The organism is Pseudarthrobacter sp. NPDC058119, from assembly GCF_042884655.1.
GTDB lineage: Bacteria > Actinomycetota > Actinomycetes > Actinomycetales > Micrococcaceae > Arthrobacter.
This window is the reverse complement of the sequence record NZ_JBHVTN010000007.1, coordinates 126,104-149,356: the sequence shown is the minus strand read 5'-3', so window position 1 is coordinate 149,356 and position 23,253 is coordinate 126,104. Positions and strand designations below refer to the sequence as shown.

The 23,253-nt window shown below is 67.4% G+C and carries 20 protein-coding genes; 9 read left to right on the top strand and 11 right to left on the bottom strand.

Annotation, left to right across the window (positions count from 1 at the left end; translation table 11 throughout):
* The first annotated feature begins 119 nt into the window (after positions 1–119).
* Positions 120–2,261: a glycogen debranching N-terminal domain-containing protein gene (locus ACFVTD_RS15655; RefSeq protein WP_387564647.1), complete on the top strand. Its 2,142-nt coding sequence runs from the start codon at positions 120–122 to the stop codon at positions 2,259–2,261.
* On the opposite strand, the gene ACFVTD_RS15650 is transcribed toward ACFVTD_RS15655, so the two are convergent.
* Positions 2,258–4,261, bottom strand: coding sequence for a VWA domain-containing protein (locus tag ACFVTD_RS15650; RefSeq protein ID WP_387564645.1), 2,004 nt, complete (start codon positions 4,259–4,261; stop codon positions 2,258–2,260). The genes ACFVTD_RS15655 and ACFVTD_RS15650 overlap by 4 nt on opposite strands.
* 15 nt (positions 4,262–4,276) lie before the next feature.
* Positions 4,277–5,665 carry a sigma 54-interacting transcriptional regulator gene (locus tag ACFVTD_RS15645; RefSeq protein WP_387564643.1) on the bottom strand — a complete coding sequence of 463 codons (1,389 nt, stop codon included), beginning with the start codon at positions 5,663–5,665 and terminating at the stop codon, positions 4,277–4,279.
* Positions 5,666–5,744: 79 nt separating this feature from the next.
* Here ACFVTD_RS15645 and ACFVTD_RS15640 point away from each other — a divergent pair, with 79 nt between their 5' ends.
* Positions 5,745–6,374, top strand: a complete 630-nt coding sequence (locus tag ACFVTD_RS15640; RefSeq protein ID WP_387564641.1) for an MSMEG_4193 family putative phosphomutase — start codon at positions 5,745–5,747, stop codon at positions 6,372–6,374.
* Positions 6,375–6,384: 10 nt separating this feature from the next.
* Entirely contained in the window at positions 6,385–7,104 is a 720-nt protein-coding gene (locus ACFVTD_RS15635) for an SCO1664 family protein (protein WP_387564639.1), read from the top strand.
* 13 nt (positions 7,105–7,117) lie between these two features.
* Here ACFVTD_RS15635 and ACFVTD_RS15630 read toward each other — a convergent pair whose 3' ends face one another.
* Both ACFVTD_RS15630 and ACFVTD_RS15625 read right to left on the bottom strand, forming a co-directional pair.
* On the bottom strand, positions 7,118–7,861 hold the full coding sequence (locus ACFVTD_RS15630; protein WP_387564637.1) for an SGNH/GDSL hydrolase family protein: 744 nt from the start codon (positions 7,859–7,861) through the stop codon (positions 7,118–7,120).
* Between the two features lie 191 nt (positions 7,862–8,052).
* On the bottom strand, positions 8,053–8,877 hold the full coding sequence (locus ACFVTD_RS15625) for a DUF1206 domain-containing protein (RefSeq protein ID WP_387564635.1): 825 nt from the start codon (positions 8,875–8,877) through the stop codon (positions 8,053–8,055).
* A 177-nt stretch (positions 8,878–9,054) separates the two neighbouring features.
* Here ACFVTD_RS15625 and ACFVTD_RS15620 point away from each other — a divergent pair, with 177 nt between their 5' ends.
* A complete protein-coding gene (locus ACFVTD_RS15620) occupies positions 9,055–11,616 on the top strand; it encodes an ABC transporter (RefSeq protein ID WP_387564912.1) in 2,562 nt (853 codons plus the stop codon).
* Between the two features lie 45 nt (positions 11,617–11,661).
* Positions 11,662–12,549 carry an SDR family oxidoreductase gene (locus tag ACFVTD_RS15615; protein ID WP_387564633.1) on the top strand — a complete coding sequence of 296 codons (888 nt, stop codon included), beginning with the start codon at positions 11,662–11,664 and terminating at the stop codon, positions 12,547–12,549.
* On the opposite strand, the gene ACFVTD_RS15610 is transcribed toward ACFVTD_RS15615, so the two are convergent.
* From ACFVTD_RS15610 to ACFVTD_RS15600, 3 genes are read right to left on the bottom strand one after another with little or no spacing between them, the layout of a single operon-like run.
* The gene (locus tag ACFVTD_RS15610; protein ID WP_387564631.1) at positions 12,494–13,267 is read right to left on the bottom strand and encodes an enoyl-CoA hydratase/isomerase family protein; all 774 of its coding nucleotides are present in this window, start codon (positions 13,265–13,267) and stop codon (positions 12,494–12,496) included. The two genes, ACFVTD_RS15615 and ACFVTD_RS15610, sit on opposite strands and share 56 nt — an antisense overlap.
* Positions 13,268–13,316: 49 nt before the next feature.
* Positions 13,317–13,943 (bottom strand): flavin reductase family protein, encoded by a 627-nt coding sequence (locus ACFVTD_RS15605; protein ID WP_387564629.1) that lies wholly within the window; start codon positions 13,941–13,943, stop codon positions 13,317–13,319.
* Between the two features lie 6 nt (positions 13,944–13,949).
* Positions 13,950–15,272: an MFS transporter gene (locus ACFVTD_RS15600; RefSeq protein ID WP_387564627.1), complete on the bottom strand. Its 1,323-nt coding sequence runs from the start codon at positions 15,270–15,272 to the stop codon at positions 13,950–13,952.
* A gap of 378 nt (positions 15,273–15,650) precedes the next feature.
* On the opposite strand from ACFVTD_RS15600, the gene ACFVTD_RS15595 reads away from it, so the two are divergent.
* Positions 15,651–17,084 carry an SPFH domain-containing protein gene (locus tag ACFVTD_RS15595; RefSeq protein ID WP_387564625.1) on the top strand — a complete coding sequence of 478 codons (1,434 nt, stop codon included), beginning with the start codon at positions 15,651–15,653 and terminating at the stop codon, positions 17,082–17,084.
* 6 nt (positions 17,085–17,090) lie between these two features.
* The gene (locus ACFVTD_RS15590; protein WP_387564623.1) at positions 17,091–17,333 is read left to right on the top strand and encodes a hypothetical protein; all 243 of its coding nucleotides are present in this window, start codon (positions 17,091–17,093) and stop codon (positions 17,331–17,333) included.
* 33 nt (positions 17,334–17,366) lie between these two features.
* Here the strand turns inward: ACFVTD_RS15590 and ACFVTD_RS15585 are convergent, their stop codons facing one another.
* Positions 17,367–18,398, bottom strand: a complete 1,032-nt coding sequence (locus ACFVTD_RS15585) for an aldo/keto reductase (protein ID WP_387564621.1) — start codon at positions 18,396–18,398, stop codon at positions 17,367–17,369.
* A 54-nt stretch (positions 18,399–18,452) separates the two neighbouring features.
* Positions 18,453–18,719, bottom strand: a complete 267-nt coding sequence (locus ACFVTD_RS15580; RefSeq protein ID WP_387564619.1) for a YciI family protein — start codon at positions 18,717–18,719, stop codon at positions 18,453–18,455.
* Between the two features lie 177 nt (positions 18,720–18,896).
* On the opposite strand from ACFVTD_RS15580, the gene ACFVTD_RS15575 reads away from it, so the two are divergent.
* A complete protein-coding gene (locus tag ACFVTD_RS15575; protein WP_387564617.1) occupies positions 18,897–20,063 on the top strand; it encodes a cytochrome P450 in 1,167 nt (388 codons plus the stop codon).
* Between the two features lie 42 nt (positions 20,064–20,105).
* On the opposite strand, the gene ACFVTD_RS15570 is transcribed toward ACFVTD_RS15575, so the two are convergent.
* Complete coding sequence (locus tag ACFVTD_RS15570) at positions 20,106–20,855, bottom strand: lytic transglycosylase domain-containing protein (RefSeq protein WP_387564615.1); 750 nt, start codon at positions 20,853–20,855, stop codon at positions 20,106–20,108.
* Positions 20,856–20,903: 48 nt separating this feature from the next.
* Here ACFVTD_RS15570 and ACFVTD_RS15565 point away from each other — a divergent pair, with 48 nt between their 5' ends.
* Positions 20,904–21,422 carry an AAA family ATPase gene (locus tag ACFVTD_RS15565; protein WP_387564613.1) on the top strand — a complete coding sequence of 173 codons (519 nt, stop codon included), beginning with the start codon at positions 20,904–20,906 and terminating at the stop codon, positions 21,420–21,422.
* A 32-nt stretch (positions 21,423–21,454) separates the two neighbouring features.
* On the opposite strand, the gene selB is transcribed toward ACFVTD_RS15565, so the two are convergent.
* The gene (selB, locus tag ACFVTD_RS15560; protein WP_387564611.1) at positions 21,455–23,251 is read right to left on the bottom strand and encodes a selenocysteine-specific translation elongation factor; all 1,797 of its coding nucleotides are present in this window, start codon (positions 23,249–23,251) and stop codon (positions 21,455–21,457) included.
* Between the last annotated feature and the right edge of the window lie 2 nt (positions 23,252–23,253).

The window sequence follows — 23,253 nt, the reverse complement described above, 5'->3', positions numbered from 1 at the left end:
GTGCCGGCCATGCTATGCCTGCCCGGTCGGACGTACAAGGGCTCCGCCCCTTTCACCAGACCTTCCCAAGGCGTAGCGTCTATCCCGCCGGAAGCATCGCAGCCGTCAAAGGAGTGGACATGGCTGGGTGGAATGCAGACACAGCGGCGGGGCCGGTGGGGGCGGGAACCGTAACCTTGGTGGAGGGCTCATGTTTTTGCATCTCCGCGGCCAACGGGGATATCCATACGGAACTGCCCCACGGCGTCTTCCATGAGGACACCCGCATCCTTTCGGAATGGAGCATGAGGGTGAACGGCTCCCCGCTCGAACCGCTGACGGCAGAGACGAAGGAACCCTACCGGGCACTGTTCATCGGCCGCGTTCCCCGGGCCGACGGGTACGCGGACAGCCCATTGATCGTGGAGCGCCTGCGTGAAGTGGCGGCCGGAGTGGTTGAGGAAATCACCATCCGCAACTACTCGGGCGTGCCCGTCGCCTGCAGCATCTCGGTCGGTGTCGACTCGGACTTTGCCGACCTGTTCGAGGTGAAGGAGGCGAGGGTCCAGCGGCGCTGGGACGTCACCCGCGGAGCCGACGGCGATTCGCTGATCATCAGTGCGTCCTGGCAGGACTTGCGGAAGGCCGTCCTGGTCAGGGGACGCGGCGCCGTCGCCTCCGCGGGCGAGTTGGCCTACCATGCCGTAATTCCCGGATACGGCCAGTGGTCCACGAAGCTGAGCGTGGCACCAGCAGGGAAGGACAATATATTGCGCCCGGCGGGGCATGGGCTGTCCCCAAGTGACCGGCGGCATCAGGAATGGGTCGCCAAAATCCCCAGGCTCCAGATGACGAACCGCTCCATTGAACGGACGCTGCGGCGCAGCTATGACGACCTTGGGGCACTGCGGATCGAAGATCCTGAGCATCCGGAACGGATCGTCGTGGCCGCGGGCGCCCCTTGGTTCATGACCCTGTTCGGCCGCGACTCGCTGTGGGCTTCGGAAATGGCCCTCCCCGTAGACCCGTCCCTGGCCCTTGGCACCCTGCAGACGCTTGCGGACCGGCAGGGAACGGTTGTGGACCCGATGAGCGAGGAGGAACCCGGCAAGATCCTGCATGAAGTCCGGCTGGGGGTGTCGTCGGGGCTGGCGCTTGGCGGCAAATCCGTCTATTACGGCAGCGTGGATGCTACCCCGCAGTTCGTCATGACCCTCGCCTCGGTGAGCCGCTGGGGTTTCGGCAGGGACACCATCGCCGCCCTCCTGCCCAACGCCGACCGCGCCCTGGACTGGGTCAGGACCTACGGCGACAAGGACGGCGACGGGTTCGTTGAGTACCAGCGCCTCAATGACCAGGGCCTTCTCAACCAGGGGTGGAAGGACTCCTGGGACGGGATCAATTTTGCGGATGGAACCATCGCCGAACCGCCCATCGCGCTGTGCGAGGTGCAGGCGCTCGTCTACTCGGCGCTTCTATCCCGGGCATGGATGGCATACGACGCCGGGGACGCGCCCCTGGCAACCCGGCTCACCGCCGAGGCGGCACAGTTGAAGGAAAGGTTCAACGAAAGATTCTGGCTGCCGGACCGCGGCTACTTTGCCGTTGCCCTGGACGGCGACAAGCGGCCGGTTGACGCCTGCGCCTCGAATATGGGGCAGTGCCTGTGGCATGGCATCGTCGACGACGACAAGGTGCCGCTGGTGGCTGAACGGCTGATGTCTCCGGACATGTTCAGCGGCTGGGGTGTCCGGACCCTCGCCTCCAATATGGGCGCCTACAACCCGGCCAGCTATCACAACGGTTCCGTGTGGCCGCACGACAACGCCATTATCGCGGCGGGACTCATGCGGTACGGATTCGTCGATGAAGCCCAGCGCATTGCCACCGCCTTGCTTGAGGCGGCGGACTTTTCCGGGGGCCGGCTTCCGGAACTGTTCTGCGGCTTCAGCCGGGAGCAGGTGGCCGAGCCGGTGCCGTACCCCACGGCATGTTCCCCGCAGGCCTGGTCGGCCACCACGCCGATCATGCTGATCACCTCCCTGATGCGGTACGACGCCCACGTCTCCCGTGGTGGTTTCTGGATGGACCCGGCCCTGCCCCAGTCCTATGGGGACCTGCACATCACCAACGCACCACTGGCCGGCGGCCGCATCACCATCGACATCACCGGCAGCGAGGCCGCGGTGCAGGGCCTGCCAGCGGGCCTGACGTTCCACCGCGAACACCGACCCTGGCTGACCGAACTCATCTCGCAGGCCGGGCTGGACGGAACAGGCTAAAGCTCCCAGCCGGCGCCGCCATAGAAGCTGCGGACGTGGGCGCGCAGGTACTCCCCCACCACCGCCGCACCAAGGTCACCCACCTCCGGGGCTACAACCCTGCCCTCCACACGCCGCGCCATCCGCTGGATAAACCGCTCCAGGCCGGGGTCGCTGCCAAGCCGGAAGAAGGTGGCCTGCACGCCGGCGCGGCCAAGGCGGTCCAGCTCGGCAACCGTTGCCCGGATGGTCTCTGCGTCCGGCGGCCAGTTGAACCAGGAGTCCCCGTCAGGCAGGAGGTGCGCCGTCGGCTCGCCGTCCGTGACCACCAGCAGTACCGGCTGCATGGACGGGTGCCGGCGGAAGAAGCGCCCGGCCAGCAGCAGCCCGTGGTGGAGGTTGGTTCCCTGTTCGCGGAAGGCCGGCAGGGCCGTCAGCTCGCCGATGTCCATGGACTGCGCGTAGCGGCCGAAGGTGATGAGCTCCAGGCGGTCGCCGCGGAAGCGGGTGGAGACCAGGTGGTGCAGTGCCAGCGCCGTCCGCTTCATGGGAACCCACCGCCCTTCTGCAGCCATGGAAAAGGAGACGTCCACCAGGAGGGCAACTGCGGCCTGGGTCCTGGCCTCCGTCTCCGCTACCTCGATGTCATCAACGGCGAGGCGCAGTCGGCGGCCCGGGTCGCCGCCGTCGGCCATGGTCCTCCGGATGGCGTTGGTCATGGTGCGCGTGACGTCCCATGGTTCGGCGTCGCCGAACTCCCACTGCCTGCTGGACCCGGTCAGTTCGCCAGCCGCCCCCGCCATCCTGGTATCGCGGCTGCCCTGCCGTCCGGACAGCTGCCTGGCAGCGTCGCGCAGCAGCGACTTGCCCAGCCGGCGCATGGCCTGCGGGGACAGCCGAAGGTCACCGTCCGCTCCGCGCCGAAGGTAGCCGCCGTCCTGCATGGCCCGTTCGATCTCCGCCAGGGTACGCGCGCTCACAGCGGCTTTCTCCCCCAGCTGCCGGGCCAGGGCGTCCAGGTCCAGGTCATCGAGCCGGGAACCGTTGTAGGACTGGGATAGCTGCTCGGACAGTTCGTCGAGTTCGGCGATGTCCTGCAGCACCCCGGTGCCATCGCCCAGCCCCAGGCCTTCCTGCCCTTCGAACCGTTCCGATCCGGTCCAGTCCTCCCCGGGCCGCAATGCCTGCAGGGCGGCATCTAGTTCACCGAGCTGGGCCATCAGTTCGGGTGAGCCGAAAGCCTGGGCGGACAGCCGCATCAGCTCATCACGTTGCTCCGGGGACATGGACTGCAGGAGGCGCTGGGCCGCGGCCGCCCGCTGGGCCAGGGCATCCACCAGCTCCTCCACCGACTGGGGGTTCTCCGGAAGGTACTGGCCGTGCCTGGCCATGAACTCCTGGAAGTCCGCCGCCGTGTCCTCGCCGCGCCGGTGCTTGCCCAGCAGCTCGTTCAGGTCCCGGAGCATGGCGCCCACGGCCTCACGGTCTTCATCGGTGGCGCTCTCGAGCGCCTGCTTCATCCCGGCGAACCGCTGCTCAAGGACTTCCCTGCCCAGCAGGTCCTTGATCTGTTCGTATGCCTCGCGTGCCGCACTCGACTGCCAGTCGTAGGACGCAAGCTCGTTCACGGCCGCGGCCGTGGAGGGCGGCAGACTCTGCAGTTGCATTTCCCGGAAGGCACGGTCGGTGTTGTCCATCATGGCATCACGGGCCAGCTGCTTGCGTTCCTCCAGCACGGCGGTGTCCAGGAGTTTCTTCACTTCGTCCAGGGTGCCGTCCAGCCGGTGCTGGCCCAGCAGGTCGCGCCGCCGCTGCTGGACTCGCCGTGCGAGGTCATCCAAACCGTCGCGGTTCCGGCCGCCCCGGCGCAGGAATTCCTGCAGGGCGTGCCGCGGCGAGTAGCCTGCCATCACGTCCTCGGCGACGGCGTCCAGCGCCTCGGCGAGGTCCACCGGCGGGGCGAGCGGATCCGGACCGCCGGCATACCGGCCGTACCTGGCGGACCGTTTGTGGATGGCCATGGTGCCTCCTGGGGCTTAGCCGTAAATGGTTTCCTCGTCGTCGGACTCCTTGGAGATCCGCCGGCCGAGGTAAAGGCCTTCCAGGGCGAGTTCGACGGCGGCGGCACGCTGGCCGTCGTTGGCCGCACCCAAGCGACGGCCAATTTCGTCATACAGGCCTGAGCCGTTCAGCGACGGAAGGTTTCCGAGGAACTCCCTTGCGGTGACCTGTTCGCCCGTGGTGACGGTGCGGTGTCCATCCAGGGCTGCGACGAGCGGGCCCATGTCCAGGCCCTGGAAATGGGCCCGGACAGCTTCAGCGGTGGCGGTACGGAGGAGGTGGTCCAGGATCCCCTGCTCCCGCCCCTCCTCCCCGGATTCGAACTCGAGCTTGCCCGTCAGCACCTCCACGGCAGGCTCAAGGTCGATGATCCGGGCGACCGCCTGGTCCTCCCCCCGCAGGCTGGCCCGGCGCAGGGCCGCTGCGGCCACCGTTTCTGCCCCGGCAATGGCGAACCGTGCGGACACTCCGGAGGCCTGGTTGACGGCAGGGGATTGCCGCAGCGCCCGGGTGTAGCGGGCCAGGATTTCAAGGATGAACGGCGGAACATCGGCCACCAGCCGTCCTTCCTGCCGGATGACTGCCACTTCGTCCTCCAGCTCGATCGGGTAGTGGGTGCGGATCTCCGCGCCGAAGCGGTCCTTCAGCGGCGTGATGATCCGGCCACGGTTGGTGTAGTCCTCGGGGTTGGCCGACGCCACAACGAGCACGTCCAGTGGAAGCCGCAGGACATAGCCGCGGATCTGGATGTCCCGTTCCTCCATGACGTTCAGCATGGCCACCTGGATGCGCTCAGCCAGGTCGGGGAGCTCGTTGATGGCAATGATGCCGCGGTTGGAGCGCGGGATCAGCCCGTAATGGATGGTTTCGGGGTCGCCCAGGCGGCGGCCCTCGGCCACCCGCATCGGGTCCACGTCGCCGATCAGGTCAGCCACCGACGTATCCGGTGTCGCGAGCTTCTCCACGTAACGCTCCGAACGGTGCCGCCACGCCACCCGGAGCCGGTCGCCCTCGGTCAACGCCCGGGCGCGTGACTGTTCGGTGATGGGTTCCAAGGGATGCTCGTTCAGCTCCGAATCCTCGATCACCGGCGACCACTCGTCCAGCAGCCCCGCAAGGGTGCGGAGGATGCGGGTCTTTCCCTGCCCGCGCTCCCCCAGGAGGACGATGTCGTGGCCGGCGAGCAGTGCCCGCTCCAGCTGCGGAACCACAGTCCGGCCGAAGCCGTACAGGCCTGGCCACGGGTCACGCCCCGCCGCCAGGGCGGCGAGGAGGTTGTCCCGGATTTCGTGCCTCAGGTCCTTGTGGACGTAGCCAGCCGCACGCAGTTCACCAACGGTGTAGATTTCGGGGCGATCAGTCACCCCTCTACGGTAATCCCCGCCCTCCGGCTAATCGAGGGATTCCGCCAGATTCCTGTGGTGCTGGCCTTAGGCTTGAGCCGTGACAAAAAGCACGCTGATCCTTTTGGTCCGCCATGGCGAGACGCCCACCACCGGAACCGTCCTGCCGGGCCGGGCACCGGGCCTGCATCTTTCCGAACGCGGCCGGGCGCAGGCGGACGCCGCCGCAGAACGGCTCGCCGGCCTGCCCGTCGATGCTGTCTACTCATCGCCCCTGGAACGGGCGCGGGAAACCGCGGAGCCCACCGCCACCCGCACCGGACGGCCGGTCACGGAAGAAGCCGGGCTCCTTGAATGCGATTTCGGTGATTGGACGGGCGCCGCCCTCGCCGGGCTGGCAGGCCTGCCGGAATGGCAAACTGTCCAGCACAATCCGTCGGCGTTCCACTTCCCCAACGGCGAGGGTTTCTCCGGGATGCAGGCACGGATGGTCGCGACGCTGGACGATCTCCGGGCAGCCCACCCCGGCGGCGTCGTGGTCTGTTTCTCCCACGCCGACCCCATCAAGGCGGCCGTGGCCCATGCCCTGGGCACCCACCTGGACCTCTTCCAGCGGATCATGATCAGCCCGGCGTCGGTCTCGGTGATCTCCTACACCGACGGGCAGGCGCCGGCCGTGCTCACGGTGAACTCGACGTCGGAACCCCTGAGCGGCCTGAGGTCGCCGTGAGCAGGCCGGGATGCGTATGGGGCATGCGGTGTCCGCGCGGGAGCTGACCCTCCTCACCGAGGGCCGGGTGGAACTGCTGGGCCGCATCATGAGCGGCAGCAATGCCACGTTCCTCGCGGAGCTTTCCTGCGACGGCGATTCGACGTGGGCCGTCTACAAGCCGGAGGCGGGAGAACGGCCGCTGGCGGATTTCGACGCCGGCCTGTACCGCCGGGAGTGCGCCGCGTTCCTGCTGAGCGAGGCATTGGGCTGGGGTATGGTGCCGCCTACGGTAGTGCGCACGGACGCCCCGCTCGGCGTGGGGTCCCTCCAGTGGTTCATCGAAGGGGACCAGCAGGAACACTATTTCACCCTGTACGCCGACGCTCCGGAGACGCACGGCGAGCTGGCACGGATGGCCTTGTTCGACTATGTGGCGAACAATACGGACCGAAAAAGCGGCCATGTGCTGCGCGGTACCGACGGCCGGATTTGGGGCATCGACCACGGCCTGTGCTTCTCCGCCGCCTTCAAGCTGCGCACCGTGATCTGGGACTTCGCCGGCGACCCCATCCCGGACAACCTGCTGGAGGACATCCGTCCCCTGGCCGAAGTCGTTCCCGCGGGGCTGGCCAAGCTGCTCCACCCCGCTGAAGTGGCCGCCCTCCAGCGCAGGGTGCAGCGCGTGCTGCAGGACATGGTACTTCCGGTTGACCACACGGGGATGCGCTACCCCTGGCCGCTGGTCTAGCCTCCCGGGGATCCTAGGCGGCCGGTTTGTGCAGGTCCTGGCGGCCTTCCAGTGCAGCCTCGGCCGCCGGCGCCGCCTGCTCAAGGTACGCGCCGATATGCTCCAGCAGGTAATGCTGGCCCAGCACGGTGGGGTGGTCGCCGTCGGGGCCGATCAGGTCGTCAAAGTCGTCGCTGATCCAGCCTTCCGAGATTGGGTCGACGAATTCTGCGCCGGCCTTCGCAGTGGCGGTCCTGAGCTGGTCGCTGATATCGACCAGTCCGGGGTCGGGATTTGACGTGTACGACGGCGGCCCCACCACGATGATCCTCGCTTCCGGGGCGAGGGCCTCGGCCCTGTCCATCGCCGCCAGCGCAGCGTCGCCGACGTCGGAGGACGCATAGCCAAGGTCGTTCTCCGAGCCGAAGAAGACCACGATTCCGGTGTCCGGCGTGACGAAATCGTCAACCTGGGTCCCGAAGGTTCCGTTGTAGTCGCCCAGGCTGACGTAGCCGCTGCCGTCCTCGGCCGCGTTGACTACTTCGAGCCCCGCCACTCCCGGGTCCGTGCGCATCAGCGCCGGCCACGCCTCCTGCGGGGACGTCCCATGGCCGGTGCTCAGCGAGTCCCCCACCACCACAACGCGGACCAGGGGTTCCGCGGTGGAAGGCGGCCGGGTCTGGGCGGCGCTTCCCGATGTCACGGCCAGGAGGATTGCGGCCACCCCGGCCGTCACCAGCCGGGCGGGGTGCCCGTGCAGCAGCACGCTGTCCTGCATGGCGCCTCCTCCTGCCTGGATTTACCGGGGGGCCGGACACGTGCCCGGCAGCCGTTCGTCGTGTTGTCCGTGTCCCATCGTAGGCAATTGTGGGATTACTGTAGGGCCAAACGTGACCGGATCAACAGGATGCACAGCGACTGCACAGGAACGTTTAGGGCATTAGGTACCCCTGGCCGGGGCTCCTGGACCTAGAACTTTCCGTACCGTGCGCGTGCCATGGAATACACGCCGTAGCAGATGAGCCCGGCCGCGATGGCAGCAAGCAGGAACACGCCGTACGGCTGCGAACCGAGGGTCTTCAGCCCACCGTCGAGGCCAGAGGATTTGGAGGGGTCCGCCGTTGCGGCGGCCACAATGATCAAAACTCCGACGACGGCGAGCACCACGCCCTTGGCTGCGTAGCCGATGGTGCCGATCCACTCGACGGCCGTCCGCGCGCTGCCAGGGTCCTGCAGGTCCTTCATGAACTTCCGGGTAACACCGCGGTACGCATAGAAGACGCCGGCGCCGATGATGGCCAGCCCGACGACCACCAGGAGGACCACCCCGGCCGGCACTCCCATCAGCTTTGCGGTGAAATCGCTGGCCGACTGGCTGGAATTCTTGCTGCCGCCGGAGGCGAAAACGGCGAAGGTGAAGGCAAGGAAACCGAAGACCACCGCCTTTCCCGCAGCGCTGGCTGCGTTCTTCAGTTTCTTCTTGGAGTCGGTCTCCGTGCGTGCCCCGAAAACTGCCTCGCTGACCATCCACAGGGCCAGCGCGGCACACGCCACGGCACCGGCCCACAGCAGGATCCCGCCGCCCGGTTTGGAGGCCAGGGCACCGATTGCCCCGGACTGGTCCGCTTCTCCGCCCTGGCCCTGTGTCAGCTGAAGTGCGATGGCCCCGATCAGGATGTGGACCAGGCCGATAAAGACGAATCCGGCGCGTGCCAGAATGCGCACTGCCGGGCTGCGGCTCGCCGACGCAGCCTCGGATACTGCCCTGTTAGCTCCCTGCGACGCGTTGCCCATGGCCGGCCCTTCCACCTATGTAGTTGATCTTCTGTTTTCGCCGCTTCCCCTGCCTGCGCCGCGGAATGCTTCAGTGTAAATCCGTCTGCGCCGTCCCGACAGGTCCCGGAAAGTCCGGGCCACGCCCGGACGGCTACTAGAGTCGAAGCGGTGCATGCCAAACAGAACACCAGGCCCTTGACCGCGCCGAACACCTCTGCCCCCGCGGGGGACAACGCCGAAGACGGATTCGTCCGCGTGCGCGGTGCCCGTGAAAACAACCTGCGGAACGTCAGCGTGGACGTGCCGCGGGATGCGATCGTGGCGTTCACCGGGGTCTCCGGTTCCGGCAAGTCATCCTTGGCCTTCGGCACCATCTACGCTGAGGCGCAGCGCCGGTTCTTCGAATCGGTGGCGCCCTACGCCCGCCGGCTCATCCAGCAGGGCCACAACCCCAAGGTGGACCACATCACCGGGCTGCCGCCCGCCGTCGCCCTCCAGCAGCGCCGCGGAACCGCGACGTCCCGGTCCACGGTCGGCACAGTCACCACGCTGTCCAACTCGCTCCGGATGCTGTTTTCCCGCGCAGGCAGCTACCCGGAGGGCGCGGCGCCGCTGGACTCGGACGCCTTCTCCCCCAACACCGCGGCCGGCGCCTGCCCGGAATGCCACGGGCTGGGCACGGCCCACACCGTCACGGAGGCGTCCCTGGTGCCCGATCCCTCGCTGAGCATCCGCGACGGGGCCATCGCCGCATGGCCCGGCGCGTGGCAGGGCAAGAACCTGCGCGACATCCTCACCCACCTCGGCTACGACGTGGACGTCCCGTGGCGGCAGTTGCCGCGGAAACAGCGGGACTGGATCCTGTTCACCGAAGAGCAGCCAGTGGTGGAGGTGACTCCCCAGCGGGACCGCGTGGCCAAGCCCTACAAGGGCAGGTTCTGGAGTGCCAAAAGCTACGTCATGCACACGCTGCTCGATTCCAAGAGCCCCGCCATGCGGGAAAGAGTCCTGCGCTTCATGGTGACCGGGCCGTGCCCGCGGTGCGGCGGCGCGGGGCTCAGGCCCGAAGCCCTCGCGGTGACCTTCGCCGGCCACACTATCGCCGCGCTGAACGCGGTACCCCTCACCGAACTCGCCGCTGTCATCCGCCCCACCACCACCCTGGCCGCGGCGGGGACAGCATCCCGCAAGCAGTCATCGGAGTCCAACGAAGTGGCCCTGGCCATCACCCGCGACTTGCTTCAGCGCATCACCGTGCTGCTGGATCTGGGACTGGGGTACCTGGCGCTGGGACGGGCCACGCCCACGCTTTCACCCGGGGAGATGCAGCGGCTGCGGATCGCCACCCAGCTCCGGTCGGGGCTGTTCGGTGTCATCTATGTGCTGGACGAACCGTCTGCGGGCCTGCACCCCGCCGACGCCGAACCCCTCCTGGCCGTCCTGGAGCAGCTTAAGTCATCTGGAAATTCCGTCTTCGTGGTGGAACACAACATGGACATGGTCCGCCGGGCGGACTGGCTGGTTGACGTGGGACCCCTGGCCGGCGAGGACGGCGGCAATGTGCTCTACAGCGGCCCCGTGCAGGGCCTCCACGGAGTGCCGGAGTCCGTAACGCGGCCGTTCCTGTTCCCCGGCGGCCCCCGGGCGGACAGGGGCGACGACGACGGCGCCCGCCACGGTGCCCGGCGCGAAGCAACCGGGTGGCTGGAACTGCGGGACGTCAGCCGCCACAACCTGCGGAACCTGGACGCAACTTTTCCGCTCGGCGTCCTGACAGCAGTCACCGGGGTCTCCGGTTCCGGAAAATCCACCTTGGTAAGCCGGGTTCTGGCCGATGTCGCCGGCGCCGTGGTCCACGCCGGGACCGCACGATCCGCCGAGGAGCCGGACGACGACGCCGGGGAACAGAGCGGGCCGGTCACCGTGGGGCACGTATCCGGGTTGGAGCGGATTGACCGCCTGGTGAAAGTGGATCAAAAACCGATCGGGCGGACTCCGCGCTCCAATCTGGCCACGTACACGGGCCTGTTCGATGCGGTCCGCAAGGAATTCGCCGCCACCGGTGCTGCCCGAAGCCGGGGGTTCGGGGCCGGCCGCTTTTCCTTCAACGTGGCAGGGGGCCGGTGTGAAACCTGCCAGGGCGAAGGTTTCGTGGCCGTGGAGCTCCTGTTTCTTCCCGGCAGTTACGGCCCGTGTCCGGAATGCGACGGAACCCGGTACACCCCGGAAACCCTGGAGGTCACCTATCAGGGCAGGAACATCGCCGAAGTTCTGGGCATGACGGTCAACGCCGCCGCCGGATTCCTGGCCGGGGTGCCCGCCGCTGCCCGGTCGCTCCAGACGCTCCAGGAGGTGGGACTGGGCTACCTCCGGCTGGGCCAGCCCGCCACCGAAGTGTCCGGCGGGGAGGCGCAGCGGATCAAGTTGGCCACGGAACTGCAGCGGGCACGCCGCGGGCACACCCTGTACCTGCTGGATGAGCCCACCACCGGCCTGCACCCGGCCGACGTCCAGCTCCTCATGGCACAACTGAACCGCCTGGTGGACGCCGGGAATACGGTGATCGTCGTGGAACACGCCATGGACGTGGTGGCGGCCGCCGACTGGGTGATGGATTTGGGGCCCGCCGGTGGCGACGCCGGCGGCAGGATCGTCGCCGCCGGCCACCCGGCCGCCGTCGCGCGTTCCCGCGGCAGCCGTACTGCCCCCTACCTCGCGGCAGCTCTCCGCGCAGCATCCACCGGCAAGGAGCAATAGGCGCGACCACTTGCCGTCACGGCTGCAGCGGCGTAGGACAGGGGGATGCGGATCCAACGGGCGGTGCCCGCCCAGGACATCCTGCGCGGCCGGGTAGCGGTGGTGACCGGTTCGTCACGCGGGCTGGGGTTTGCCATGGCCCGCGTGCTGGGTCTCCACGGCGCAGCGGTGGTGCTGGCAGCGAGGTCCGGCGACGACGTTGCTGCCGCCGTCCGCAGCCTGCAGGATGAAGGGATCGCGGCATCCGGACGCCCCTGCGACACCGCCGAGCCGGCGGACGTTGAGGCGCTTCGCGACCAGGCCCTTACCCGGGGAACCTTGGATATCTGGGTCAACAACGCGGGCACGCCTGGGGTTTACGGCCCCACGGCGTCGACGCCGGTGGACGACTTCACGCGCGTGGTACGCACCAACATCCTGGGTACCTTCCACGGCTCCAGGGTTGCCTTGCCGGTGTTCGTGGGCCAGGGGCATGGCGACCTGGTCAACCTCTACGGCCAGGGTGACCGGGGTCCGGTAGTGCTGCAGAACGCCTACGCCACAAGCAAGCGGTGGGTCCGCCAGTTCACCGAGACACTCCGCCTGGAAACCAAGGGCACAGGCGTCCGGGTGCACGGCATGAACCCCGGTCTCGTGGAAACTGCACTCCTGGCGCGGGTGCGGTCCCAGCCTGGCTACCAACAGCGCCTCAGCGGCCTGCAGGTGGTGGTGGGGCTGTGGGGACAGAACGCGGGCGAGGCGGCGTTGCCCATCGTGGACCTTGTCACCTCGGACCATCCGGAATTCAGGTTCCTGACCAAGCGGCGGATGGTAGCTCACGGACTCCGCAGCGTGCTCGCGGGACGCCTGCGCCGCGTCAACCGGATGCCCTTGGACATCACGGTGGTGGAGCCGGCGGACCCGCCCCGGTCCGCCGGTGGAGAAAGCCCGTGACCCGGTCCCGGAATTCCACGGGATCCACCGCAGGGCCCTTCGGCGCGCGGCGGACGGACTCTGTCAGGAGGCCCAGGCCATCGTCCACCGCTGCTTTCGTTGCCTTCAAGGAAACCGCAGAAACCCCTTTCCAGGGGTCGAGGACCGCAGCCAGGGCCGCGTCCGCGTCGTCGTCGGGGGTGAGGGTGGTGACCAGCCCCATGTCCCACGCCTCGCGGGCAGTGAGCATGCGGCCCGTGTAAAGAAGGTCCTTGGCCCGGGACGGACCTACCCGCAGTGCGAGGCGGGCGGCGAAGGTGGCCGGGACCAGCAAGCCCAAGCGTGCCACGGGCATCCCGATCCGGGCCGTGGGGGTCAGCAGTTGAAGGTCGCAGGCGAGGGCAAGCTGGCAGCCTCCGCCGGCCGCAACCCCCTCGACCACGGCCAGGGTCGGGACGGGTAAGTCCTCGAGCGCCTGCAGGGCGGCTTCCAGCACATCGAAGGTCATGCCGACGTCGGCGCCCGATGTCCCGTCCCACTCGCGGATGTCAGAGCCGGCGCAAAACACTCCACCGCGGCCGCGCACCACGACGGCGCGCAGGGTGGGCTCGGAAGCCAGTCCGTGCACTGCGCACCGCATATCCTCCCAGTCCCGCTGGCCCAGGGCATTGAGCCGCTCACCGCTGCCGAAGGAAACCGTGGCAATGGACTCCACCTCGTCAACACTGACCGTCGCCATCAGAACCCTGCCTCCCCCGGGGCTTTTCTGCTTTCCATGCCGGGCTCCGTCATGCGTCCTCCCGTGGTGTGAAAGAACCGGGCCACTGCGAGACGCGGATCCGCGGCAGGTGGCGGATGGGCCCGAGCATGCCCCACTCGTCCCCGCCCAGCCGTGACAGGGGATCAAGCCCGGTCACGTCCGGGTGGTCACCTTCGAGCACCCGGGACAGGACAGCTGCGTGCACCACCAGGCCGAACACGAGGACGCAGTCCCCCATGCGCAGCGTCTGGTGAAGCGAACATTCCAGGACTGCCGGAGAGTCCTTGACCCGGGGCGGCCGGACCTTGGCGCTGGACTCACGGGCCAGGCCGGCGGCGTCGAATTCGCTCACATCGGCACTGAAATTGGTGCCGGTGGCATTGACCTCCTGGATCAGCGCTGCCGGTGCGAGGTTCACCACGAACTCCCCCGTCGCTTCGATGTTCCGCAGCGAATCCTTCTCGCCGACGGAGGTGAACTGGATGATGGGCGGGTCCACCGAGGCGACAGTGAAAAACGAGTGCGGCGCGAGATTGTCCACCCCTGCCAGGGACGTGCTGGACACCCACGCGATGGGCCGCGGAACCACCACCGACGTCAGGAATTTGTAGAAGGCCCGCGGCCCCAGTTCTCCGGGTTGAAAGTCCGTCCGCATCCGGTCCTACAGGTTTCTTGGCATGGCGGCGGCAGCGGAGTCCTTGGCCAGCGCCCCCTTGGCCCGGGGCAGGAGGATCAGGGCCGCCATGGCAATCACGCAGCAGAGGATGATGTACAGCGCGATTGAGGTCGAGTTGCCGTAGGTGGCCAACAAAGCGGCAGCGATAAGGGGTGCCGGGCCGCCGGCAATGACGCTGGCCAATTGGTAGCCCAGGCCTGCGCCCGTGTAGCGGATGTCGGTGTCGAAGCTCTCGGCGATCAGGGCGGCCTGCGGGCCGTATTGGATGTCGTGAAGGATCAGGCTGACCACCACGGCAACGCCCACCCAGAGGGAATCGCGGGTGTTCAGGAGGCCAAAGTAGGGAAATGCGAACAGCGCGGTGAGGACGATGCCGGTTCCATATACGCGCCGCCGCCCGAAACGGTCGGACAGGCGCCCAAACAGGGGAACACTGATCAGCCCCAGCGCCGCCGCGATCAGCGTGTCATCCAGGATCGAGTTGCTGTCCAGCTTCAACTGCTTGGTGGCGTAGGTGATCACGAACGTGATGAAGAGGTAGAACGGCGCCTGCTCGGAAGTACGCACCAGGGCTGAAAGGAGGATTTCCTTGGGCTGCCGGCGGATGACCTCGATGATGGGGGCGCGCACCACCTTGTTCGATTTGCGGACTTCGTCGAACTCCGGGCTTTCGATGACACGCAGCCGGACGAACAGGCCCACGCCGATCAGGATGAGGCTCAGGATGAACGGTATCCGCCAGCCGTAGGCAGCAAACCCTTCAGTACCCGTTGCGGCAGTAGTGATCCTGACGACGCCGGTGGACAGGACCAGCCCCAGCGGCACGCCGATCTGCGGCCAGGAAGCGGACAGTCCGCGGCGGTTTTGGTCGCCCCATTCCATGCTCAGCAGGACCGACCCGCCCCATTCGCCTCCCACGCCGATTCCCTGGATGATCCGGAGCAGGACCAGCAGGACCGGCGCGGCCACGCCGATGCTTTGGTACGTGGGCAGGCAGCCGATCAGGACCGTGCCAAAGGCCATCAGGAACAGCGTGGCCATGAGGGTCGTCTTGCGCCCGATCCTGTCACCGAAATGGCCGAAGATGGCCGCGCCGATTGGCCTGGCAACAAATCCGACAAACTGGGTACCGAAAGCGGCCAGCACGCCGGCGAAGGCAACCTGGCCCGGGAAGAACAATTGGGGGAACACCAGGGCGGCGGCAGTCCCGTACAGGAAGAAGTCGTACCACTCGATGGTGGTACCCACCACGCTCGCTACCGTGGCGCGCCGTACGGCCTGCTCCCGGGTCACTCCTTGAATACTCATCATCACTCCGTTGGTCAGATGCAGTAGAACGCCCGGCCTTATGGCAAAAACAACGAAAGAATGTGTCAATGCCTGGCGCTGGACCCGCCTTGCGGACCCATGTCCATCGTGCGAGCACTAGTTGCCCATGTCAACGGTTTCCCGGGCTGCAAGGCGTCGGCCCCGGACTTCCCGTGCCGCCGTCGCGCGTCTTTTATGGTTGCTGCAGGCAAATATTGGCGCGGCTATGGACTCTTGGTCGGGGCCGAACCAGACTGTCTACAACAGCGGGCCAGCAACACCGGAAATGATGGCTGTTTCACCTAGCCGGGTAAATGGTGGCTGTTTTTATTGGGGTTTTACCGTGATGCCGCGAAGCGGCATTGAAAGGATCTGGTTATGCCGGACTTTGCAGCGTTCTTTCCGCTGATCGCCATTATTCTGGGAGTGCTCTTTGCCATTGGGTTTGTGTGGGTGGCCACCAAGCTGATGTGGAAAGTGGCTGAACCAAACGAAGCCCTGATCATTTCCGGGCTGACCCGCGGAACCCTGGAAACCAGGGAGGGAATGGATTTCAAGATTGTCACGGGCAAAGGTGCCCTGGTCCTTCCCGGACTGCAGACCGTGCGGCCGCTCTCGCTGACATTGAATGAAACCGAGCTTAAAGTCTCCTGCGTCACCTCACAGGGCATCCAGGTCATTGTCGAAGGCGTGGTTATTTACAAAATCGGGGACGCGCCGCCCTTTATCGCCAATGCCGCCCGCCGTTTCCTGGGGCAGCAGCCCAAAATGGAAAGCCAGGTCTACAACGTCTTCGAGGGCCACCTGCGCTCCATCATTGGCAGCATGACGGTGGAGGAGATCATCCGCGAGCGGGACAAACTCGCCTCGCAGGTCCGCAGCGCCAGCGGCGTGGAGATGGAGAAACTCGGACTGGTGGTGGACTCGTTGCAGATCAAGGACCTGCAGGACCCCACCGGCTACATCCAGAACATCGCGAAACCGCATATTGCCCAGGTAAAGATGGAGGCCCGGATCGCCGAGGCTACGCGGAACCGGGAAGCCGCGGAAAAGGAAGCGGAGGCCGCAGCCCTGATCGCGGATGCGCAGAGTGTCTCGGCGATCCGGCAGTCGGTGGCGCAGGCCAATGCCGAACGCGCCCGGGCCAATGCCGCCCAGGCCGGGCCGCTGGCCGAGGCCACGGCCCGTCAACAGGTGGTGGTGCAGGAAACTGAGGTGGCCAAGCTGGAGGCGGACCGGGAAGAGCAAAAGCTGCAGACAACCATCAGGAAACCTGCCGATGCGAAGGCCTATGCCAAGCGCACGGATGCAGAGGGCCAGAAAGCCGCGGACATCAGCGCCGCCGAGGCACTGGCACGCCGCACCGAGCTTGAGGCCCAGGCCAACGCGCGCCGGACCGAAGTGACAGCCCAGGCCAACGCCACGGCAGCGGCGGCCGCCGCCGGAGCCACCAAGGTTACGGGCGAGGCCGAGGCGGCCGCTACCAAAGCCAAGGGCGATGCTGCCGCGTCAGCGATCAAAGCCAAGGCACTGGCCGAGGCGGACGGCATCAAAGCGCGGGCCGAGGCTCTCGCCACCAACCAGGACGCGGTCATCTCCCAGCAGCTCGCGGAAAGCATGCCGGCCATCATTGCCGCCGCCGCTGAGCCGTTCTCGCACGTGGGGCAAATGACCGTCCTGAACGGCGGTGAGGGCGTCAACAAGATGCTCGGCGGAATCCTGGCCCAGGCAGGTGACTACCTGCCGGCCCTCAGGTCCGCGCTGAAGAACGGCAAGGACGCCAAGCGGCCGCCCACTGCTTCCGGGGCGTAGGAATCCATGCACAGGGAGGTCGACAGGAGCCTGACCGGGAAAATCGGGCGGGTGACCGGCCGCATCGGCCCGGGCACCATCGGCGAAGTCATGCTGCCCTACCTTGGCGGCACCATGGCGTTCCACGCCCATCCGTTCGACAAGACCAGCGACTTCCCGGTGGGCGCTGAAGTCCTGGTGATCTACTTCGACCCGCCGCAGACGGTTTATGTGGAAGAGCTACCGGACGTGCTCAAGCACACCCGGTAAGGGCCGCCCCTGCTCCCGCGCCGCGGCGTTCCGCTACCGTCCGCCCTCCATTTTGCGGCTCCGCTGCTCCTGGGCCATGGGCCCGTAGGGATAGACCCCCACGCCGGGCTGGCTGGCCTGGGTGAGACGGGTGACCTCGTCGGCGCTGAGCTGCAGGTGGGCGGCCGCCAGGTTGTCGGCGAGCTGCTCCGTGGACCGGGCACCCAGGATCACGGAGGTCACGGCAGGCCGGTGCACCAGCCAGGCGAGGGCCACCTGGGCCGGGCTCACATTGTGCTGGGCTGCGATATCTTCGACGGCGTCGATGACTGTCCACGTGCGCGGGTTGTCATTGCGTGCCTTCCAGGCTTCCATGCCGCGATCGGGATTCTCCCCCAGCCGGGTTGCCCCGGCGGGCTGCTGGTCGCGCCGGTACTTGCCGGACAGCCATCCGCCACCCAGGGGCGACCATGGCAACAGGCCGATTCCTGCGTCAAGCGCGGCCGGTACGATCTCGTGTTCGATGTCCCTGACCAGGAGGCTGTACTGGGGCTGCAGGCTGACGGGCGGGTTCCAGCCGTGGCCGCGTGCAACATGGACGGCCTTGGTGAGCTGCCAGCCCAGGAAATTCGAGAACCCGTAGTATGCGATCTTCCCGCGGCCCACGGCATCATCCAGGAACCGAAGGGTCTCCTCCACGGGGGTGATGGGGTCCCACGCGTGCATCTGGTAGAGGTCGATCTGTTCCACGCCCAGGCGGCGGAGGGAATCATCCAGTGCGCGGGTCAAGTGCCGGCGGGATGTCCCGACGTCGTTCGGTGCCGTTCCCATGGGAAAACGCCCCTTGGTGGCGATCACCGCCTGGTCCCTCAGGCCCGGCCGCCCGGCCAGCCAGCGTCCGATGATCTCTTCGGACACCCCCGAGCTGTAGACGTCGGCGGTATCGATGAAGTTGCCGCCCGCTTCGAAGTAGCTGTCCAGGATGTCATGGGAGGTTTCCTCGGTCGCTTCCGCGCCGAAGGTCATGGTGCCCAGCGCGAAGCTGGTGACGATAGCGCCGCTGTGGCCCAGGGTCCGGTGCTGCATGGTGTCCTCGCGTTCAGTTGCGGTTGATGGGGAGGTTGCGTGCTGCCGCGTCCTTCAAGCGAGGTGCACAACGTTCCATTCGAGCAGCCTGGGGTCCGCGAGGCCCTCCGTCACGAACGGGTCTCCGGCAATGAACCGTTCAGCTTCACTACGCGAGGTGAAGATCCCCATGGAGCTCAGGCCGGGCTCGGGTGACTGGAAAGGGCCCAGGGCGGTCAGCCCTCCCCCGGCGGCCGTAAACGCCTCGTAGTACGCCTTGTGGCGGGGATAGACGGCCATGACCGTTGATCTGTCCACGCCCTCGCGCAAGCTGTAGATCACCACACATTCCATGGGCCTGAACTTACCCTAACCCTGGCCTTGGGTCTGCGGGACGCGCAGGCTGCCGTACCTGATGACGCCGGTGCACGCCGAGGCTAGGATCAAGAATCTCCGGTCAGTCAAACAAGGGCCCGGCGCTTTTCGTGCCCGGAGGCGCCGGCTGGCAGAGAGGCCATCATGGATTCCACCCAGTCCGCCGAATATCCGCTTGATCCCTTTCCGCAGTATGAGCGCATGCGGGCCACGGCTCCGGTCTTTCAGGATGGGCAGTCGGGGAGCTGGCATGTGTTCCGGTACGACGACGTCCAGCGGGTGTTGTCGGAACACGCCACGTTTTCATCGCGGATGGGAGGGGACAATCCATCCGGCACCGGGCAACTGTTCGCGGCGAGCCTGATCACCACCGATCCCCCGAGGCACCGACAGTTGCGTTCCCTGGTCACGCAGGCATTCACCCCCAAAGCCGTTGACGCGCTGGCTCCACGTATTGCCCGACTCACAAACGAGCTCCTTGACCGGATCGCTGCCGGCGGAAGTGCGGACTTGATCAGGGACTTGGCCTACCCGTTGCCGGTCATCGTGATCTCGGAGCTGTTGGGCATCCCCGCGGAGGACCGGGAACGCTTCAAGCACTGGTCTGATGTCATTGTCAGCCAAACGCGGACCGCTCCCGCGGCCGAAACCCAGGACGCTACCACGTCAGAGATGGTGGAATACTTCCTCGCCCTGATCGACCGGCGCCGGACCCGGCCCGGCACAGACCTCATCAGCAGCCTGCTGTCCGCAGAGATCGACGGCCAACGGCTTACGGTGCCTGAACTGCTGGGTTTCTGCAGCCTGCTGCTGGTTGCCGGCAATGAGACCACTACCAACCTGATCGGCAACGCCGTCTTGTGCCTGGCCGAATCACCCGGCACGCTTGGCCGCCTCCTCAAGGAACCGGGCCTGCTCCCCCAGGCGCTCGAAGAAGTCCTCCGCTTTCGGTCCCCCGTCCAGTCCATGTACCGGGTGGCCGTCGCGGAAACTGTCCTCGGCGGCCAACGGGTTCCCGCCGGAGCTCCGCTCGTGGCGTGGATCGGCTCGGCCAACCGCGACGGTCAGCAGTTCCCGGCGGCGGCTGAGTTCGACATCGACCGCAGCCCCAACCGGCATCTGGCGTTCGGCCACGGTATCCACTTTTGCCTGGGCGCCCCGCTGGCACGCCTTGAGGCCAGGATCGCCATGGAGGCGCTGCTGACCCGTTTGCCGGGCCTGGCCCTGGCTCCCGGAGCGGAATTGGAACGCATGGAAAGCAGCATCGTTTACGGGCTGAAGGAGCTCCCCGTTACCTGGCAGCCCGCCTGACCGTCCCGGGCGCAAGAAACCGCTGATTCGTCAGCATGCCCGTCATTGGACCGTGTCAGCTGCCGCTGCGTAGGCGGTTGCCTGGGAGCGCACCTGGCGGAGGTAGGCGTCTGACTGGTTGTAGGCGTGCACCGCATCCGTCCAGCCCTGGGCAGTGGTGAGGTCACCGCCGCGGGTGCACAGGTAGGTGGCCGCGCTCAAGGCGGCATCGTCAATATTAAACGGGTCCGCTGCCCCGTCCCCGTTACCGTCCATACCGGCAATCCGCCACGTGGAGGGGATGAACTGCATCGGGCCCACCGCGTGGTCCCAATGGGCGTCACCGTCCAAGGCCCCGCCGTCGGTGTCAGGGATGGCAGCGAACCCCCCGCCGTTGAGGCTAGGGCCCACGATCGGCCCGCTCGCCTGGCCGGCCGAACTCAAGCTGCCGCCGCCATACGTTCCATGGGCTGATTCGACGAAGCCGACGGCGGCCAAAGTGTTCCAGCCGATTCCACATGCGGGAGCGGCCTGGTTGGCGCTGACGGCGGCATTGACGTAGGCGCGCAGCGCCCGGCCGGGGATCCCGGTTGCCGCGGCGGCGTTTCCAAGCCACCCGGTCTCCGGGACCGGCGTGACGTTGACGGCAGTAGCCAGCCCGTCCGCCGCCTGGAGCCGGGCCGCAGCGCGGGGCGGTGCCGGCGGGGCGGCGTTGGCCCCGGCACCTGGCTGGCCCACCATCCAGAACGAGAACGCTGCGCTGGCACAGAGCACGAACAGGCTGAAGACCACAAAGCGTTTTACACGGAGCACTGACCAATCAAACCATCACACCCCTCCCATGCGCCGGTACCATCAGGCATGGGCAGGAAGAATTACCTTGTGGAGGGCGGCTCCGGCACAGGTAAGACCGCTGTCTGCCATGAACTGCGGCGGCGCGGCTACCAGGCCATCAACGGAGACCGTGAACTCGCCTACCAAGGGGACCCTGAAACCGGCGAAGCGGTTTCTGGGATCACCGGAACCGCTGTCCACAGCCATCACCTCTGGCGGGTTGCCGACGTCCGGGAGCTGGCCGCAGACCAGGGGGAACCAGTGACATTTTTCTGCGGCGGGTCCAGGAACCTGCCCTCCTTCATAGACGTGTTCGATGCCGTCTTCGTCCTGGAGGCGGATGCCGAAACACTGCGCCGGCGACTCGACCAGCGGCCGCCGGACGAATGGGGCGGCCGGCGGGCGGAACGGCAGCTGATCGAACGCCTGCACCAAACCAGGGAGGAAATCCCGCCGGGCGGCATTTCGATCGATGCCTCCGCGCCGCTCCCCCGCGTGGTGGACGACATCCTGCGCCATGTCACGGAGGACCGCGGACCCGGGTAGCCGGGTTTTCCGGGTTCCGGACCGACGGCGGGTCAGCGCACCACGGTGCGGTGACCGGCGTCGAGCCTCCTGGTCCAGCCGCGCTCGTCGAGGTGTTCCAACAACGGAACGGCGATCCGGCGTGTCGTGCCGAGAGCCTGGCGCGCCTGGCTCGTGGTGAAAGGCTGCTCCAGGCCGGCGAGGGTGCGCATGGCCAGTGCCGGCGCCGTCGGCAGCAGCACCACCCCGTCGCGCAGCCGCAGTATGCGTCCGGTGCGCTCGGCCGCTGCGAGCTCGCGGGCACCCAGGCCGAGGGCCGCCAACTCATCGGCTTCGGGGGCACGGAAGGCGTTCACGCCAAGCCTGCCCTCCAGCCTGGCGATGGCCGGTTCGATGCGGCCAAGGTTGCCCTCGCTGCCGGGCAGCCGGACGTGCCCGCCGTCCTGTTCCAGGCCGGCCCCGCGGATGACGTGGATAAGCAGCTTCTCGTCGGGCAATTTAAGCAGGTCCCGCGCGGCACCCATGGAAAGGCCAGGTGCCAGCGCGTCCCGCTCATGCAGCGTCTGGACCGCGCCGCGCAGCTGCTGCTGCCAGGCTTCAAGAACGGGAGCGTGCACCCACCAGTCATCAAAGACCTGCACGCCGGCCGGTGCCTCGGCGTCATGCCCGGACAACACTCCGAGCCGGCGCAGGTGTTCTGACTGCACGGCCCTGCGGGCCGCCACCTCCCCCAGCACATCACCGGCCGGGTCCATGCCCGCCAGGCGCTCCGCCCAGTGCGCGCCGTCACCGCGCCGCCGCAGGGCCGGGGGGTCGGCATCGAGGATGCGTGCGCCGCCAAGCACGGAGCGGCTTCCGGGGTCGCGCAGCACCAGCCGGTCCCCCAGGACCAGGGGCAGGTGGCGGTCAAGGACCAGCCGGGCGTGGTCGGCCCCAAAGGGACGCAGCCGGGCCGGCACGGATGCGGTACCGACATGGACCATGATTTGTTCCGGTACGTCGGTGTAGGCCACCCCCGTGGTGCGGTGGATGCCCACCACGGCCGTGGTGGGCCACGCGCCCGGGGAGACCAGGGCATCTCCGCGCCGGATGTCCGTTGCTGCGACGTCGCGCAGGTTCAATGCCACGCGGCTGGCCGGCTCCACGGAAGGATAGGAGGTGTCGCGGCTTTGCAGGCCACGGACCACCACGGGCCGGGTATCGGTGTGGCCGAGCAGTTCCAACCGGTCGCCCTGGGTCAGCGTTCCTGACGCCAGGGTTCCGGTCACCACGGTTCCGGAACCGGTGATGGTGAACGAGCGGTCCACCCACAACCTGACCCGCCCGGTGGTGGCCGGTGCAGGCACCCGGGCCAGGACGTCGTCGAGCGTTGACCGCAACTCCGAAAGACCGGTTCCGTCGATGGCGGACACCACCACCGCGGGGGCGTCCCGCAGGCCTGTCCCGGCCAGCTCTGCGCGGGTCCGCGAGAGCACGTCGGCAACTTGTTGTCCCGTGGCCCGGTCTGCCCGGCTCAACACCACGACCCCGTGGTCGATGCCCAACGCCGCAACGGCGTCGCGGTGGTCGCTGGACTGGGCCTGCCAGCCCTCGTCCGCGGCCACCACGAAGCACACCACCGGCGCCGGTCCAATACCGGCCAGCATGTTGCCGAGGAACCGTTCGTGGCCGGGTACGTCGACGAACGCGACATCCTGGCCAGACGGCAACGTGGTCCAGGCGTAGCCAAGGTCGATGGTCAGCCCGCGGCGACGCTCCTCCTCCCAACGGTCCGGTTCCATTCCGGTGAGGGCGCGGACAAGGGTGCTTTTACCGGAATCGACGTGTCCGGCCGTGGCAACGACGTGCACCG